General features: G+C 71.3%; 13 protein-coding genes. 2 read left to right on the top strand and 11 right to left on the bottom strand.

Features of this window, described 5'->3' with window-relative positions:
- Genes LQK89_RS04160 through iolC form a run of 10 tightly spaced genes read right to left on the bottom strand, consistent with a single transcriptional unit; the run spans position 1 to position 11,554 of the window.
- Complete coding sequence (locus LQK89_RS04160) at positions 1-1,200, bottom strand: Gfo/Idh/MocA family protein (RefSeq protein ID WP_231050293.1); 1,200 nt, start codon at positions 1,198-1,200, stop codon at positions 1-3.
- Positions 1,197-2,312 (bottom strand): transaldolase family protein, encoded by a 1,116-nt coding sequence (locus LQK89_RS04155; protein WP_231050292.1) that lies wholly within the window; start codon positions 2,310-2,312, stop codon positions 1,197-1,199. The genes LQK89_RS04160 and LQK89_RS04155 overlap by 4 nt, the downstream gene beginning before the upstream one ends.
- Positions 2,309-3,178 carry a sugar phosphate isomerase/epimerase family protein gene (locus tag LQK89_RS04150; protein WP_058741744.1) on the bottom strand — a complete coding sequence of 290 codons (870 nt, stop codon included), beginning with the start codon at positions 3,176-3,178 and terminating at the stop codon, positions 2,309-2,311. The genes LQK89_RS04155 and LQK89_RS04150 overlap by 4 nt, the downstream gene beginning before the upstream one ends.
- Positions 3,178-4,239 (bottom strand): Gfo/Idh/MocA family protein, encoded by a 1,062-nt coding sequence (locus tag LQK89_RS04145; protein ID WP_231050291.1) that lies wholly within the window; start codon positions 4,237-4,239, stop codon positions 3,178-3,180. The genes LQK89_RS04150 and LQK89_RS04145 overlap by 1 nt, the downstream gene beginning before the upstream one ends.
- A gap of 41 nt (positions 4,240-4,280) precedes the next feature.
- Positions 4,281-5,201: a sugar phosphate isomerase/epimerase family protein gene (locus tag LQK89_RS04140; RefSeq protein WP_231050290.1), complete on the bottom strand. Its 921-nt coding sequence runs from the start codon at positions 5,199-5,201 to the stop codon at positions 4,281-4,283.
- A gap of 37 nt (positions 5,202-5,238) precedes the next feature.
- The gene (iolD, locus tag LQK89_RS04135; protein ID WP_175326635.1) at positions 5,239-7,134 is read right to left on the bottom strand and encodes a 3D-(3,5/4)-trihydroxycyclohexane-1,2-dione acylhydrolase (decyclizing); all 1,896 of its coding nucleotides are present in this window, start codon (positions 7,132-7,134) and stop codon (positions 5,239-5,241) included.
- Positions 7,131-8,033 (bottom strand): 5-deoxy-glucuronate isomerase, encoded by a 903-nt coding sequence (gene iolB, locus LQK89_RS04130; protein ID WP_058741748.1) that lies wholly within the window; start codon positions 8,031-8,033, stop codon positions 7,131-7,133. The genes iolD and iolB overlap by 4 nt, the downstream gene beginning before the upstream one ends.
- Before the next feature lie 8 nt (positions 8,034-8,041).
- A complete protein-coding gene (locus LQK89_RS04125) occupies positions 8,042-9,568 on the bottom strand; it encodes a CoA-acylating methylmalonate-semialdehyde dehydrogenase (protein WP_231050289.1) in 1,527 nt (508 codons plus the stop codon).
- On the bottom strand, positions 9,565-10,560 hold the full coding sequence (locus tag LQK89_RS04120; protein WP_231050288.1) for a class I fructose-bisphosphate aldolase: 996 nt from the start codon (positions 10,558-10,560) through the stop codon (positions 9,565-9,567). The genes LQK89_RS04125 and LQK89_RS04120 overlap by 4 nt, the downstream gene beginning before the upstream one ends.
- A complete protein-coding gene (gene iolC / locus LQK89_RS04115) occupies positions 10,553-11,554 on the bottom strand; it encodes a 5-dehydro-2-deoxygluconokinase (protein ID WP_231050287.1) in 1,002 nt (333 codons plus the stop codon). The genes LQK89_RS04120 and iolC overlap by 8 nt, the downstream gene beginning before the upstream one ends.
- Before the next feature lie 154 nt (positions 11,555-11,708).
- On the opposite strand from iolC, the gene LQK89_RS04110 reads away from it, so the two are divergent.
- A complete protein-coding gene (locus LQK89_RS04110) occupies positions 11,709-12,971 on the top strand; it encodes a DNA recombination protein RmuC (RefSeq protein ID WP_231050286.1) in 1,263 nt (420 codons plus the stop codon).
- 22 nt (positions 12,972-12,993) lie between these two features.
- Positions 12,994-14,094 carry a DUF1266 domain-containing protein gene (locus LQK89_RS04105; protein ID WP_231050285.1) on the top strand — a complete coding sequence of 367 codons (1,101 nt, stop codon included), beginning with the start codon at positions 12,994-12,996 and terminating at the stop codon, positions 14,092-14,094.
- 6 nt (positions 14,095-14,100) lie between these two features.
- Here the strand turns inward: LQK89_RS04105 and LQK89_RS04100 are convergent, their stop codons facing one another.
- Positions 14,101-14,841, bottom strand: coding sequence for a PoNe immunity protein domain-containing protein (locus LQK89_RS04100; RefSeq protein WP_231050284.1), 741 nt, complete (start codon positions 14,839-14,841; stop codon positions 14,101-14,103).
- Positions 14,842-14,875: the final 34 nt, after the last annotated feature.

Raw genomic sequence — 14,875 nt, 5'->3', positions numbered from 1 at the left:
CTACAGCACCGGTGTCGCCGCCCGGTAGGTGAGCGGCCCGTCGACGCGCGCCACGTCGTGCCACGCCCCGTCGGCGAGCGAGGCCTCCGCCGCCTCCACGATCGACGCGGCCGCCAGGCCGTCGGCGACCGACGGTGCGAGCTGCTCCCCGCGGCGGACGCCCGCGACGAACTGCGCGGCCTCGATCGTCTTGAGGTCGTCGTACCCCATCGCGGTCCCGGCGCCCGGCTGGAAGCGGGCGAACTCGCCGTCCCCCGGAGCGACGAGGTGCGTCGTGTAGCCCGCCACCTCCTGCCCGTCGAGGAAGACGTCGAGCTCGTTCAGGCGTTGGAAGTCCCAGCGGACGGACCCCTTCGTCCCGTACACCTCGAGTGCGTACTCGGCGTGCGGTCCGCGCATCACCCGGCTCGAGTCCATCGTGCCGACCGCGCCGTCCTCGAAGCGGAACAGCAGGGCGGCGTAGTCCTCGTTCTCCACCGGGCCGTGCTCTCCCGTCGCCGCCGCCGTCCGGTCGACGATCCCCCGCCCGGGGCGCGGACGGGTCTCGATGAACGTCTCGGCGAGGGCGGTCACGCTCGCGATCCGGCCGACGACGTACTGCGCCAGGTCGAGGCCGTGCGACAGCAGGTCGCCGAGGACCCCGGAGCCGGCCCGGTCACGCTCGAAGCGCCAGGTGAGCGGCGCTGCGGGGTCGGACGAGTAGTCGGCGAGGAGCGCCCCGCGGACGTTCGTGATCCGTCCGAGCCGACCGCTCCGGACGAGCTCGCGGGCCCGTTGGATCGCGGGGGCGTGCCGGTAGTTGAAACCGACGCTCGTGATCACGCCCGCGCGTTGGACGGCCTCGTGGATCTGCCGCGAGTCGCTCGCGTACCGGCCCATCGGCTTCTCGATCCAGAACGGCTTGTCCGCCTCCGCCGCGGCGACGGCCACCTCGCGGTGCAGGAAGTTCGGCGAGCAGATCGACACCACGTCGACCTCGGGGTCGGCGAGGACCTCGCGCCAGTCGGCGACCGCGCGCTCGCACCCCAGCCGCTCGAGCGCCTGGTCGCGGGCGGCCTCGACGGGATCCGCCGCGACGACGAGCCGCGGCTGCACACCGAGCTCCGGGAAGTGGTCGGGCAGGGCGCGGTAGGCGCGGGAGTGCAACCGCCCCATCCACCCGACCGAGACCAGGCCGACGCCGATCGTGTCCGCGGTCATGCCGCCGGGACCACGATGTCGCGCACCAGGGCGTCGAGCTTCGCGTCGGCGTCCAGGAACTGCCGCAGCGTCGTGACGGTCGCGCCGAAGCGGTCGAACTCGTCGATCGTCATGCCGTCGACGTCGTACCCGCGGGCGAACTCCGGCGTGGCCGCACGCAGGGCGTCGAGGACGTGTGCGGGGACCTCGTCGTCGATCGCGTCCGGACGCCAGGGGAACGCGTTGTCGTTGATGTCCTTCGTCCACTGGAACGGCGGCGAGACGACGAGGTCCCCGCCCTGGAACTCCGACCACTGCAGGGCGTTCCGGAAGGCCGCGACGAGCACCCGCGACCGGAACCCGCGCTCGCGGAACACCCGGTACGCCTGCTTGACGGCGGCGACCCCGGCCCACTCGAGGATCCCCGGGTCGACGAGCACGTGGTCGCGCCCCACGACGGTCTTCAGCCAGTCGTCGAAGCGGCCGGCCATGAGCGTCACGACGTGCCCGAACTCCTGCTCCGGCAGTCCGTCGGCGGCCCGGCGGTCCAGGGCGCGCTCGATCGCCTCACCGACGGCGACCACCTGCGGCACCGTGAACGACACGGTCGCGTTGATCGAGACCCCGCGGTACGCGGCCTCCTCGATCGCGGCGATCCCGACCTTCGTGGCGGGGATCTTCACGATGATGTTCGGCGCGAGCCCGGAGAACCGGACGGCCTGCTCCACCAGCGCGTCACGGTCACGGTGCAGTCGCGGGTCGGTCTGCATGCTGAGGCGACCGTTGCGGCCGCCCGAGGCCTCGAACGCCGGGAGCAGCTGCTCGGCGGCCGCGATCGAGAGCTCCTCGACCGCCTTCCAGCCGATCCAGGACTCCCCCGCGGTCGGGTGCTCCGCGGCGATCTCGCGGATGCGGGGCACCCACCGGTCGGGGTCCTGCTGGATGCAGGTGAACGCGATGACCGGGTTGCAGGTGGCACCGACCGCGCCGTACTCGTGGATCGCGGTGGACAGCTCGCGCGGGTCGGCGGAGTCGTTCCAGAGCGCCGTCGGCGTGGCGGTCGCGGCCTGAAGGGTGACCGGGCGGAGATCCGCGGCGGCCCGGTCGGCGGCCGTCTCGAGCGTGCTGGTCATCGGGTGAGTCCCTTCGTGATCGCGTCGAGCTGGGAGCGGGACACCGCGTCGGCGTTCTCGTCCTCGGCGAAGACGCTCGACACGGCGACGGTGTCGTCCCGGTCGGTGAAACCGATGCGTGCCAGCCCGGCCCAGAAGGCGTCGAAGTCGACGTCGGCCTGTCCGACCGGCAGGTGCTGGTGCACGCGCGCGGTGTTCCCCGGCGGGTTCGAGATGTACCGGAGGCCGTGCGAGCGACGGTGGTCGTACGCGTCGGCGACGTGCACGAGCTGGAGCGAGTCCCCCGCGGCGTCCATGATCGCGTCCATGTCGCCGCCGTAGTGGAAGGTGTGGCAGGCGACGTAGACGAAGCCGACGTGCTTCGAGTTGAGCCCGCGGATCACCCGCAGGGCCTCGAGGCCGTCCTCGACGAAGTCGTCGGGGTGCGGGTCGATGAGGACGCGCAGGTCGGACGACTCGATGATCGGCAGGAGCTCCTCCATCGAGCGGTAGAAGGCGTCCTCGGACTCCTCCGCACGCTCCGGTCGCCCGGAGAACTCGGTGTTGATCGTGTCGACGCCGAGCCGCTTCGTGATCTCGATGACCCGCTTCCACTTGGTCACCGCGGCCTCGCGGGCGTCGCGGTCCGGGCCGGACCAGCGGAGCACCGGCAGGACGCTCGCCACCTGCACCCCGGCGTCGCGGCACGCTGCGGCGAACGCGTCGACGAGGTCGTCGTCCGCCTTCGGGTGCCGGTAGAACGGGATGAAGTCCTTGTGCGGTGTCAGCTGGAGGTACTCGTACCCGAGGTCCGCAACCTTCTGCGGGAACTCCAGCAGCGACAGGTCGTGGTGGAACGGAGTGGGGTCGAGGGCGATCTTCGGCATCAGGCCTCCGCGGTCGCTGGCTCGCGCTGAGCCGCGGTGTCGTAGAACGCGGGCTTCGTCAGCGCGTACTCGACCGTCTCGAGCGCGCCCGACTGCTGGGCGCGCACGGCGACTTCGGCCACGACGGACGCCGTGTACCCGTCCCAGGCGCTCGGCCCGTCGATGCCGCCGTTCCGCGCGGCGTCCACCCAGCGCTGCACCTCTTCGTCGTAGGCGGCACCGAAGCGCTCCTTGTACGACGGCGTGACGCCCTGCGACGACTGGCCGGCGGACACGATGGTCTGGGAGGTGTCCCGGCCGATGTACGCGACCCCGGACTCGAAGACCGCGTCGGTCGTGACCTGGTAGCCGAACTGGGCGTTCACGTTGATCTCGACGATCGCCATCGTCCCCGACTCGGTGGTGAACAGCACGAACTGCGGCTCGGGCAGGTCCGCCGGCGCGAGCGAGTTCTTCCGCGGCTTCTTGACCTCGACGCTCGTGATCGCCTCGCCGGTCAGGAAGGGGATGATGTCGATCTCGTGGATCACCGAGTCGTGGATGAGCATCGACTCGCTGAAGTTCGGCGGGGTCGTCGGGTTGCGGTGGGCGTGGTGCAGGGCCAGCAGGGCGCCGTTCGCCCCGGACTCCCGGAGCGCCCGGAGCTCCTGGTAGCCGGCGTCGAACCGGCGCATGAAGCCGACCTGGATGACCGGGTGGTCGGCGTGCTGCTGCTCGAGCTCGACGATGCGCAGCGAGTCCTCGGCGCTCGTCGTCAGGGGCTTCTCGCACAGCACGGTGAGCCCGCGCTCGAGCGCGGTCACCAGGATCGGCTCGTGCAGGAAGCCCGGCGTCGCGATCACGACGGCGTCGATCTCGGTCTCGGCGAGCGCCTCGTCGAAGGACGCGGCCGTGACCGCGCCGGGGGCGAGGGCGGCGGCGGCCTGCGCGCGCATCTGGTCGGGCTCGACGACGGCGACGACGTCGGCGTTCGAGATCTTCGCGGTGATCCGACGGACGTGGTCGGCGCCCATCATGCCGGCGCCGACGACGGCGACGCGGAGGTTCTGGTTGCTGCTCATGGGGTGCTCCTGGAGGGGTTGGACGCGGTGCTGGCGGTGCGTCAGGAGACGCGGGCGGCGGCGGTCGAGCCGAAGATGTGCTGGAACGTGCGCTCGGCGATCGGGCCGGGGGCGTCGACCGAGCAGCCGTACATGTCCTGCTCGACGATGCCGAAGATGTCCGGGTTGATCGCGGCGACGGCCTCGATGATCGGTGCCAGCTCGGGGGTGCCGTGCGGGGGCTCGGTCATGATCCCCTGCGCGACGGCGTCGCCGAACGGGACGTCGTTCTTCAGGACGTCGAACAGCAGGTCGGTGTCGACCTGCTTGAGGTGCAGGTAGCCGATGCGCTCGGGGTGTTCGGCGATGAGCTTGAGGTTGTCGCCGCCGTAGTAGGCGAAGTGGCCCGTGTCCAGGCAGAGGTTCGTGTACGCGGGGTCCGTCTCCGACAGGAACCGCACGGTCTCGCGGTAGGTCCCGACGTGGCTGTCGGCGTGGGTGTGGAACTGCTGGTGGACGCCGTACTCCTCGAGCAGCGCCTTGCCGAGCTGGTCGTGCCCCTTCCCGAGCCGCTGCCACTGCTCGTCGGTCAGCGTCCGGGACTCGAGCACCTCGGCGGTGGCGTCCGAGCGCCACAGGTCGGGGATCGTGACCAGGTGCTCGGCACCGAGCGCGGCGGCGAGCCCGGCGACCTTGACCGCCTGGTCCCACGCGCGCTGGAACTGGTCCTCGCCCTTGTGGAAGCCCGTGAACACGGTGCCGGCGGACAGCCGGAGTCCGCGGGACTCGAGCTCGTCGGACAGCTGCGCGGGGTCGGTCGGCAGGTAGCCGTAGGGGCCGAGCTCTATCCACCGGTACCCGGCGGCGGCGGCTTCGTCCAGGAAGCGCTGCCACGGCACCTGGTTCGGGTCGTCCGCGAACCACACGCCCCACGAGTCGGGAGCGGTGCCGATGCGGATCGAGGCGGCAGGGGTTTCGGTCATGGCGGGTGGTGTCTCTCTGCAGTGGTGGGCGGGTGTCTCAGCCGAGCAGCGGGCGCTGGGCGGCGACCTGCTGCTCGTACTCGGTGCGGGCCTGCCGGGTGCTCGGCAGGGTCGAGGTCTGGGCGACCGGGACGTCCCACCAGCCGTGGCCGTCCGGGGCGTAGACGAGCGGGTCGGAGTCGACGTGCACGAGCGTGGTGTGGTCGTTCGCCTTGGCCTGGCGGACGGCGGCCTCGAGGTCGGCGATCACGTCCGGCCCCGGCTGCACCTCGATCACGTCCACGCCGTACGAGCGGGCGTTCGCGGCGAGGTCGACGGGCAGCGGGTCGCCGTTCTCGAACGACTGCGTCTCGTCCAGGTAGCGGTACTTCGTGCCGTACCGCTCGGACCCGACGGTCTCGGACAGGTGCCCGATCGACGCGTACCCGTGGTTCTGGATGAGGACGACGACGATCTTGATGCCCTCGGCCACGGCGGTGACGAGCTCGGTGTGCAGCATCAGGTACGAGCCGTCGCCGACCATCACGATCGCGTCGCGGTCGGGGGCGGCACGTCGGACACCGATCCCGCCGGCGATCTCGTAGCCCATGCACGAGAACGCGTACTCGACGTGGTAGCCGAGCTCGTCGCGCACCCGCCACAGCTTGTGCAGGTCGCCGGGGAGCGACCCGGCCGCCTGGACGACGACGTCCCGCGGGTCGGACGCGCGCTGGACGGCGCCGATGATCTCGGCCTGCCCGGGCAGCGCGTTGCCGGACGGTGCGAGTGCGGCGTCGACGACCGCGTCCCACTCGGCCTTGCGCGTCGCGATCTCGTCGGCGTACCCGGCGTCCACCGAGTACGACGCGAGCTCGGCCGTCAGGGCGGTCAGGGTCTCGCGGGCGTCGGCGATCACCGGCAGCTGCGACCCGTGCTTGTAGGCGTCGAAGGACGCCACGTTCACGTTGACGAAGGTGACGTCGGGGTCCTGGAACGCGGTCCGGGACGCGGTCGTGAAGTCGCTGTACCGCGTGCCGATCCCGATCACGACGTCGGCCTGGGCTGCGATCGCGTTCGCGGCGGCCGTGCCCGTCGCGCCGATGCCGCCGAGGTACTGCGGGTGGTCCCACGCGAGGGCACCACCGCCCGCCTGGGACGTGCCGACCGGGATGCCCGTCGCCTCGACGAACTCCCGCAGCGCGTCGGCCGCGTCGGCGTAGAGCACGCCGCCACCGGCCACGATCACCGGGCGCTCCGCCGAGCGGATCGCCTCGACCGCACGCGCGAGCGGCCCGCGCTCGGGCAGCGGCCGTCGGATGTGCCACTCGCGGGGCTGCAGGAACGCGACCGGGACGTCGAGCGCCTCGGCCTGGACGTCCTCGGGCAGCGCGATGGTCACGGCGCCGGTCTCGGCCGGGTCGGTCAGCACGCGCATCGCCGCGAGGGCGATCGAGAACAGCTGCTCAGGTCGCTCCACCCGGTCGAAGTAGCGCGACAGCGGGCGGAACGCGTCCGTCACCTGGAGCGAGGTGTCGTGCGGCAGCTCGATCTGCTGCAGCACGGGGTCGGTGGTCCGCGTGGCGAAGGTGTCCGACGGCAGCAGCAGCGCCGGGAGCCGGTTCGTCGTGGCGAGCGCCGCGGCGGTCAGCATGTTCGCCGCTCCGGGGCCGACCGAGGCCGTCGCGGCGAAGGTCGCGCGGCGGCGGTGCATGCGGGCGAAGCCGACGGCCTGGTGCACCATCGCCTGCTCGTTGCGCGCCTGGTGGTACGGCAGCAGACCGGGCTGCTCGACGTGCAGCTGCTTGATCGCCTGCCCGAGCCCGGCGACGTTGCCGTGCCCGAAGATCCCGAAGATCCCGGGGACGGTCCGCTCGCGGTGGTCGCCGTCGACGGTCCACTGGTTCGCCAGGAACTCGACCAGGGCCTGGCCGACGGTCATCCGACGGGTGTTCATCGGGCGGTGTCCTCTCCGTAGGGCAGGCGCGGGTCGATCGTCTCGGTGTCCCACACCTGGCGGACCCAGCCGTGCGCGGGGTCGTCGGTGATGTTCCAGACGCGCTCCGGGTCGGGCCCGGCCATCACGTTCAGGTAGTACATGTCGTAGCCCGGTGCGGCGACCGCGGGTCCGTGCCAGCCGTACGGCACCAGGGCGACGTCGCCGGTGCGGACCTGACGGAACTCGTCGATGGGCCGGTCGTCCGACGCGTACGTGCGGTGCAGCGCGAAGGGCTCGGCGCCGGCGGGGGCGTCCACACCGCGGGCCACGTCGACCTCGTAGTAGTAGATCTCCTCGAGGTTCGACTCCTCGCCGTCACGGTGCGTGTCGTGCTTGTGCGGCGGGTACGACGACCAGTTGCCGGCCGGCGTGATCACCTCGCACGCCAGGAGCTTCACCGCGTCGAGCCCGGCCGGGGTGCCGAAGTTGTGCACCTGCCGCGACGACTGTCCGGCCCCGCGGAGCTCGACGGGGACGTCGGCCTTCGCGATGTACGCGACCGGCTTGACGACGTCGGTGGGCGCCTCGGCCACCGCGACCCGTCCGGATCCGGTGATCTGCGCCTGCAGTCCGGAGCCCAGGTACAGGACGTCGGTCGGTCCCTCGAAGACCCCGCCACGTCCCTCCAGGCCCTGCTCGCCGTTCTCGGCACCGGACCAGGTGACGTGGAAGCTCCCCGAGAGCGGCACGACCATGCGCTCCACGGCAGCGGCCGGGAGGCGCAGCTCGGCCCCGTCGGACACCGTGCCGGTCCGCAGACCCGTGTGCTCCCACCCCGCGATGCGTCCGTCCACGACGTCGGTCCAGCCGGCCTCCGGCCGGCTGCCGCGCGGGTTGAACCAGTGCTGTCCAGCCATCGGTCGGGTCAGCCGTTCGACGGGAAGCCGAGGTTGATCCCGCCGTGCGAGGGATCGAGCCATCGGGAGGTGATCGCCTTCTGCCGCGTGAAGAAGCTCACGCCGTCGGCGCCGTACGCCTTGTGGTCGCCGAACAGCGAGTTCTTCCAGCCGCCGAACGAGTAGTACGCGACCGGCACGGGGATCGGGACGTTGATGCCGATCATGCCGACCTGCACGTCGCGCTGGAAGCGCCGGGCGGCGCCGCCGTCGTTCGTGAAGATCGCCGTGCCGTTGCCGTACGCGCCGGAGTTGATGAGCTCGAGGCCCTCCTCGTAGGACTGCACGCGGACGACCGACAGCACCGGGCCGAAGATCTCCTCGGTGTAGACGCGGCTGGTCATGGGCACCCGGTCGATCAGCGTCGGGCCGAGCCAGAAGCCGTTCTCGTCGCCGTCGGGTCGGACGGTGCGACCGTCCACCACGACCACCGCACCGTCCTGCTCGGCGACCTCGATGTACGAGGCGACCTTGTCGCGGTGCTGCTCGGTGACGAGCGGGCCCATGTCGCAGCCCCGGCGCCCGTCACCGATGCGCAGCGTCGCCGCGCGCTCCGAGATCTTCGCGATGAGCTCGTCGGCGACCGGCTCGACCGCGACGACGACCGAGATCGCCATGCAGCGCTCGCCCGCGGAGCCGAAGCCCGCGTTGATCGCGTTGTCCGCGACGAGGTCGAGGTCGGCGTCCGGCAGCACGAGCATGTGGTTCTTCGCGCCGCCGAGGGCCTGCACGCGCTTGCCGTGCTTCGTGCCCGTCTCGTAGACGTACTGCGCGATGGGGGTCGAGCCGACGAACGAGATCGACTCGACGTCGGGGCTCGTGAGCAGGCCGTCGACCGACTCCTTGTCGCCGTTCAGCACGGTGAACACGCCGTCGGGCAGTCCGGCCTCCTGGAACTTCCGCGCGAGCCAGATCGCCGCGGACGGGTCCTTCTCGCTCGGCTTCAGCACGACGGTGTTGCCGGCCGCGATCGCGATCGGCAGGAACCAGAGCGGGACCATCGCCGGGAAGTTGAACGGCGAGATGATGCCGACGACGCCGAGCGGCTGCCGGATCGAGTAGACGTCGATCCCGGTCGAGACCTGGTCGGAGAACTCGCCCTTCATGAGCGACGGGATGTTCGTCGCGAGCTCCACGACCTCTTGTCCGCGGGCGATCTCGCCGAGCGCGTCCGAGACGACCTTGCCGTGCTCGCTGGTGATGATCTCGGCCAGCTCGGCCTTGTCGCGGTTCAGGATCTCGCGGAAGGCGAAGAGGACCTGCTGGCGCTTGGTGAGCGACAGGTCGGCCCACGCCGGGAAGGCCGCCTTGGCGCTGGCGATCGCGCGCTGGATCTCGGCCTGGTCGGCGAGGGCGACCTGCTTCGTCACGACGCCGAGCGCCGGGTCGTACACGGGCGCCGTCCGACCGGAGGTCGAGGTGACGTGCTCCCCGTCGATCCAGTGGCCGACGGTCGTGGTGCCGGACCGCTGGTCGGTCGACTCGGTGGTGGTCATGCGTTGCTTCCTTCCGGGACGGACAGGGGCGAGGGCTGCTGGGCGGGTGCCGGGGTCGAGGAGTGCGGGACGTGTGCCGGTGCGGCGGACCGGCCCCGGTCCTCCAGGCCGTGGACGAGGGACGCGGCGACGTCGACGGCCGCGGCCACGTCGCCGTCCCGGGGGTAGAGGAGGGTGCGCCCGACGACCAGTCCGCGGACCCCGGGGAGCGCGAGGGCGTCGGCCCACGTCGCGTACGTCTCGTCCGGGCTGCCGGATGGGTCGCCGCCGAGCAGCAGCGTCGGCAGCGTGGTCGCCGCCATCACGCGCGCCATGTCGTCGACCACCGGGATCTTCAGCCAGCTGTAGGCACTCGACTCGCCGAGTCCGGCGGCGATGGCCATCGACGTGATCACCGCGTCGGCCGACAGGTCGTTGACGACCCGGCCGTCACGCCACGAGGACATGAACGGCTCGAGCATGATCGGCAGCTGCAGCGCGGCGGCCTCGCTGACCGCCTTCGCCGTCGCCTCGAGCGTCGCGACGGTGCCGGCGTCCTCGAGGGCCACGCGGACCAGCAGCTTCGCGAAGTCGAGCCCGGCGGCCTTGATCGCCTGCGCGGAGTACGCGGTGTAGCGGTCGTCGAGCTCGAACGTCGCGCCGCGCAGTCCACCGCGGTTCATCGAGCCGACGACGACCTTGCCGTCGAGTGCGCCGAGGAGCGCGAGGTCCTCGAGGACGTCCGGCGTCCCGAGCACCCCGTCGACGCCCGGCCGGCCGAGGGCGACGACGAGCCGCTCGAGCAGGTCGTAGCGGTCGGCCATGGCCGTGGCGTCGGACCCGACCGCCAGGGCGCCGCGCGCCGGATGGTCGGCGGCGACGATGAAGAGCTTGCCGTCGTCGGCGAGCAGCGGGCGGCGGGTGCGGGTGCGGAGCACGTCCGCGACCCGCTCCGGTGCGCCGGCCCGCAGGTCGCGCAGGCGGGCGAAGTCGGCGGAGCTGATCTCAGGCATCGACGTCCTCCTTGGTGGGCTGCACGGGGTTCTCCTGCAGGAACTGCTCGATCTCGTCGCTCGTCGGCATCGCCGTCGAGCACTCGAAGCGGGTGGCGACGATGGCCCCGGCGGCGTTCGCGAACGCGAGGGTGCGGTCGAGCGACCACCCCTGCAGCAGGCCGTGCACGAGCGCGCCGCCGAACCCGTCGCCCGACCCCAGGCCGTTGACGACGTCGATGGTGTGGGGGCGGAACTCGACGAACTCGTCGCGGGTCTTGGCGAGCACACCCTTGGGGCCCTGCTTCACGATCGCGACCTCGACGCCCCGTTCGAGCAGGGCGTCGGCCGCGCGGACCGGGTCGGTCTCCCCCACCGCGACCTCGCACTCCTCGCGGTTGCCGACGGCGACGGTCGCGTGCTCCAGGGCGACGGCGACCTCGCGCGTCGCCGCCGCGGGGTTCGACCAGAACATCGCCCGGTAGTCCAGGTCGAGCACGGTGTGCGCCTTCGTGGCGGCCGTCGAGGCGGTCCGCGCCGCGTAGGCCGCGTGGTGGGCGCTGCGGCTCGGCTCCTCGCTGAGGCCCGTGACCGTGGTCCAGAAGACCCGCGCGCGCTCGATCTCGTGCAGCGGCAGGGACTTCGTGGTGATCATCAGGTCCGGCGCCTTCGGGGCCCGGTAGAAGTACAGCGGGAAGTCGTCCGGCGGGAACACCTCGCAGAACGCGACGGGGGTGTTGAGCCCCGCGACGGTCTCCACGAACGTGTTCGCGACGCCGAACTCGGGCAGTGTCCGAGCGATGTAGCGACCGAACGGGTCGTCGCCCGTGCGGGTGATCACGGCGGCGTCGGCACCGTGCCGTGCGGCGGCGATGGCGACGTTCGTGGCGCTGCCTCCGACCGACTTCGAGAAGGTCGTGACGTCCTCGAGCGGGCCGGTCTGCTGCGGGTAGATGTCGACGGACACGCGGCCCATGGTGATCACGTCGTGTGCGTGGGGGGCTTCATCGGTCATGCGACGCGGGGACCTTCCGTGCGGCTTCATCGTCGGACGGTCACGACTGTACACCGCGTTTGGCCGAATGTCATTACATGGATCGAGGCGGGTTCACGACGCCACACCGCCGGCCTGGAGGCACGGTGTCGGTGGGCACTGCCACGGTTGCGTCATGCAGATCCTCGCGCTGGTCATCGGTCTCGTGCTCGGCGTCGCCGTCGGCGCCGTCGTCGCCTGGTCGCTCGCCCGCTCCCGGGCCGGCGTCGACGCCGCCGCGGCCCGGGCGACCGCCGACGCGCTGCGGGCGCAGCTCGACACGGTCCGCTCCGACGGCGAGGAGCGGCTCGACGCGCAGGACGCCCAGTACCGGCGGCAGGTCGACTCGCTCGAACGCCGGGCCGCCGAGCTCGAGCACCTGCTGCAGCGGATGCACGGGGTGGACGCGGCGCGCCAGCAGGGCGAGTCGAAGGTGCTCTCGGCGCTGAGCCCCGTCGCGCAGACCCTCGACGTGATGCGCGCCAAGATCGCCGAGCTCGAGCAGTCCCGCAGCGAGCAGTACGGCGCGCTCTCCGCACAGCTCCGGTCCGCCGCCGAGTCCGAGGAACGGCTGCGCGCCACCGCCGACACGCTCGCGAGCGCCCTGTCCTCGAACAGCACGCGGGGCGTCTGGGGCGAGACCCAGCTGCGGAACGTGGTCGAGGCGGCCGGGCTGCTCGAACGCGTGGACTTCGACGTGCAGTCCGCCGTCACCACGTCGGCCGGCGCCGCTCGACCCGACATGGTCGTGCACCTGCCCGGCGGCAAGACGATCGCCGTCGACGCCAAGGTGCCCTTCAGCGCCTACCTGCAGGCGGCGGAGATCCCGGCGGGAGCCACCGGCGCCGAGGGCGCGCGGCGCGACCAGCTCGTCGCGCAGCACGTCAAGGCGCTCCGGGCGCACGTCGACGCCCTCGCGGCGCGCGAGTACTGGTCCGGGTACGACGCCTCCCCCGAACTCACCATCGCGTTCATCCCGTCCGAGTCCCTCATCTCGAGCGCCCTCGCCGCCGACCCCGGGCTGCTCGACCACGCGTTCCGGAAGCGGATCGCCCTCGCCTCGCCCGTCACGCTCTGGTCGGTCCTGAAGACCGTGGCGTTCTCGTGGCAGCAGGACGTCGTCACGGCCGAGGCGCGCGAACTCTTCACGGTGTCGCGCGAGCTGTACGGCCGACTCGCGACCCTCGGCGGGCACGTGGACAAGCTCGGACGGGCCATCCGGGGGTCCGTGGTCGACTACAACCGGTTCGTGGGGTCGCTCGAGCGGCAGGTGCTGCCGAGTGCCCGGCGGCTGTCGCTGCTCGACGAGTCGAAGGTCATCGCCGACCCGGTGTCGATCGAGGACGAGCCGCGGTTGCTCACGGCGCCGGAGCTGGTCGGGGCGCTCGACGAGGACTGACGGGCCGCTACACTCCCCCATCGTGGGGGAAGTACTGCAGAACCATCCTGGGGACCGCGAGTTCCCGGTCCGAGGTCGGTGGCGTCACCGCGCGATGGTCGCGAAGGCCCGCCGCCAGACCGGGCGGCGACGCGATCGGGCAGCCGCGTGGATCATCATGGCGCTCGCGATCGTCGCGTTCTTCGTCGCCCTGGTCGCATCGACGGCCGGTCCGTACGACGTCAGGCAGCACTTCGGCTACGGGTTCCAGGCCGTGTGGCGGTGCTTCCTCATCGCGTTCGTCGTCTGGTTCGTCCTGACCTTCGTCACGTCGCTCCGTGACCTGACCCTGCCGGTTCGGGAACAACGGCGCTACCGGGCCCTCGCCCGGACGCCGGAGCTCCCCGAACACCGGCTCCAGCAACTCGCACTCGCGTCGTTCGGCGACTTCTCCGACGGCTGGTGGCCGGCGTCGCTCGCCCCGTACGGTTCACGCACGGAGCTCGGAGGCCAGTGGCTGGACGACACCACGCCGTCACCCTTCGTCACGATCCCGCTCCCCGCGCTGCCGTTCCTGCGTCAGGAGCTGGACCAGACGTACAAGGTCGCCAGTGGTCGGGACGCGCAGACCTTCGCGCTCGACTTGATCGGGCCGAAGAGCATCTCGTGGCAGTTCGCCGCGCTCGCTCGTTCCCCGGAGGGTGACGAGCGCCTGTCCAGGATGTCCTCGCTGCTCGGCGAGGACGCATGGGCGGCCAGGAACCTCCTCGAAGCACGCGACACGCGCCCGGCCAAGCTCCTCTGGGCGATGGACGTCAAGAACGCCGTCTCGATGATCAGGGGCGCGTACTGCGCGGGCCTGCTCACCAGCGACGACGCATGGGCGACGATCGACATCGTCTCGACCGTCGCGTTCACGGTGTTCGACTCGTGGGACGACTTCTTCGACGATCTCCGCGCCGGGTACGCCCTCGTGTACGACGACCTCAAGACCATCCAGGAGTTCGACCGTCTGCGCGCCGAACTCGCACGGTCGAACTGGCCCGTGACCCGTCTCCCCTTCCCGGCAACGCCGCATGCGCCGCTCCCGCGCACCGTGGTCGAGCCGCTCGCGGCCGCCGAGGACGACACGGGCCGGAGCTGACCGCCGTCAGGAACCGCGGTGACGCGCGTCGACGAGGTCGGCTGGGTAGAACGGTGACTTCCGCAGCGCTGTGTCGTCGAGTCCTCGGGCCACCGCGAGACCAGCTGCCTCCCACGCCCAGTACCCGAAGTACTTGGCAAACCGATCGCCCTGCACGGCCTGGAGCGCCGGGGCCCACCAGATGAACGAGATGTTCTTCTGCCACGCCTGCAGGTAACGGTCCAACGCCGCTACAGCACGATCCGGCTTCGCGGTCGACGCCGTCGCGAGGTTCTGGAACGGCCGCTTGTGCCAGACCGTGTCCCGCACCGGCTCGATCCCCAACAACTGCGCGAGCACCGGATCCGCACCACCAGCGGCGTCAACGATCCGAACGAGACGCTCCGTCAACGCCTGTTCGACCCCGACGCACCGCGCCACCGACGACAACCACAACGCGTAGTAGTACGCCGACTTGTTGTCGAACGTGAGCGGGTCGAATGTGAGATCAGCGTTCGGCGCAGCCGCGTACCGGTTCCAGACTTCCCAAACGGTCACCGTCGATTCGAGGTCGTCGGCGAGCGCCGCGACCGGGTACCCGGCCGAGTAGCGAGCTCCCAGCAGGAAGAGCGTGGTCTCGAAGTTCGTCTGGGTCCCGATGATCCCGCCCCGGAGGTCATCGGCCCGGAACCGGTGGCTGAACGGCCGGAACTCCTCGACGCTCCGTGTCAAGACCTCGATTGCGCCGGTCCAGTACGCAGGGCTCACCCGATCATCACGCGGGGTACAGGCGTTCTGCACG

Source organism: Curtobacterium sp. C1, assembly GCF_021049325.1.
GTDB classification, from domain to species: Bacteria; Actinomycetota; Actinomycetes; order Actinomycetales; family Microbacteriaceae; genus Curtobacterium; species Curtobacterium citreum.
The sequence above is the reverse complement of the archived record's forward strand: the minus strand, read 5'-3'. Positions and strand labels throughout refer to the sequence as shown.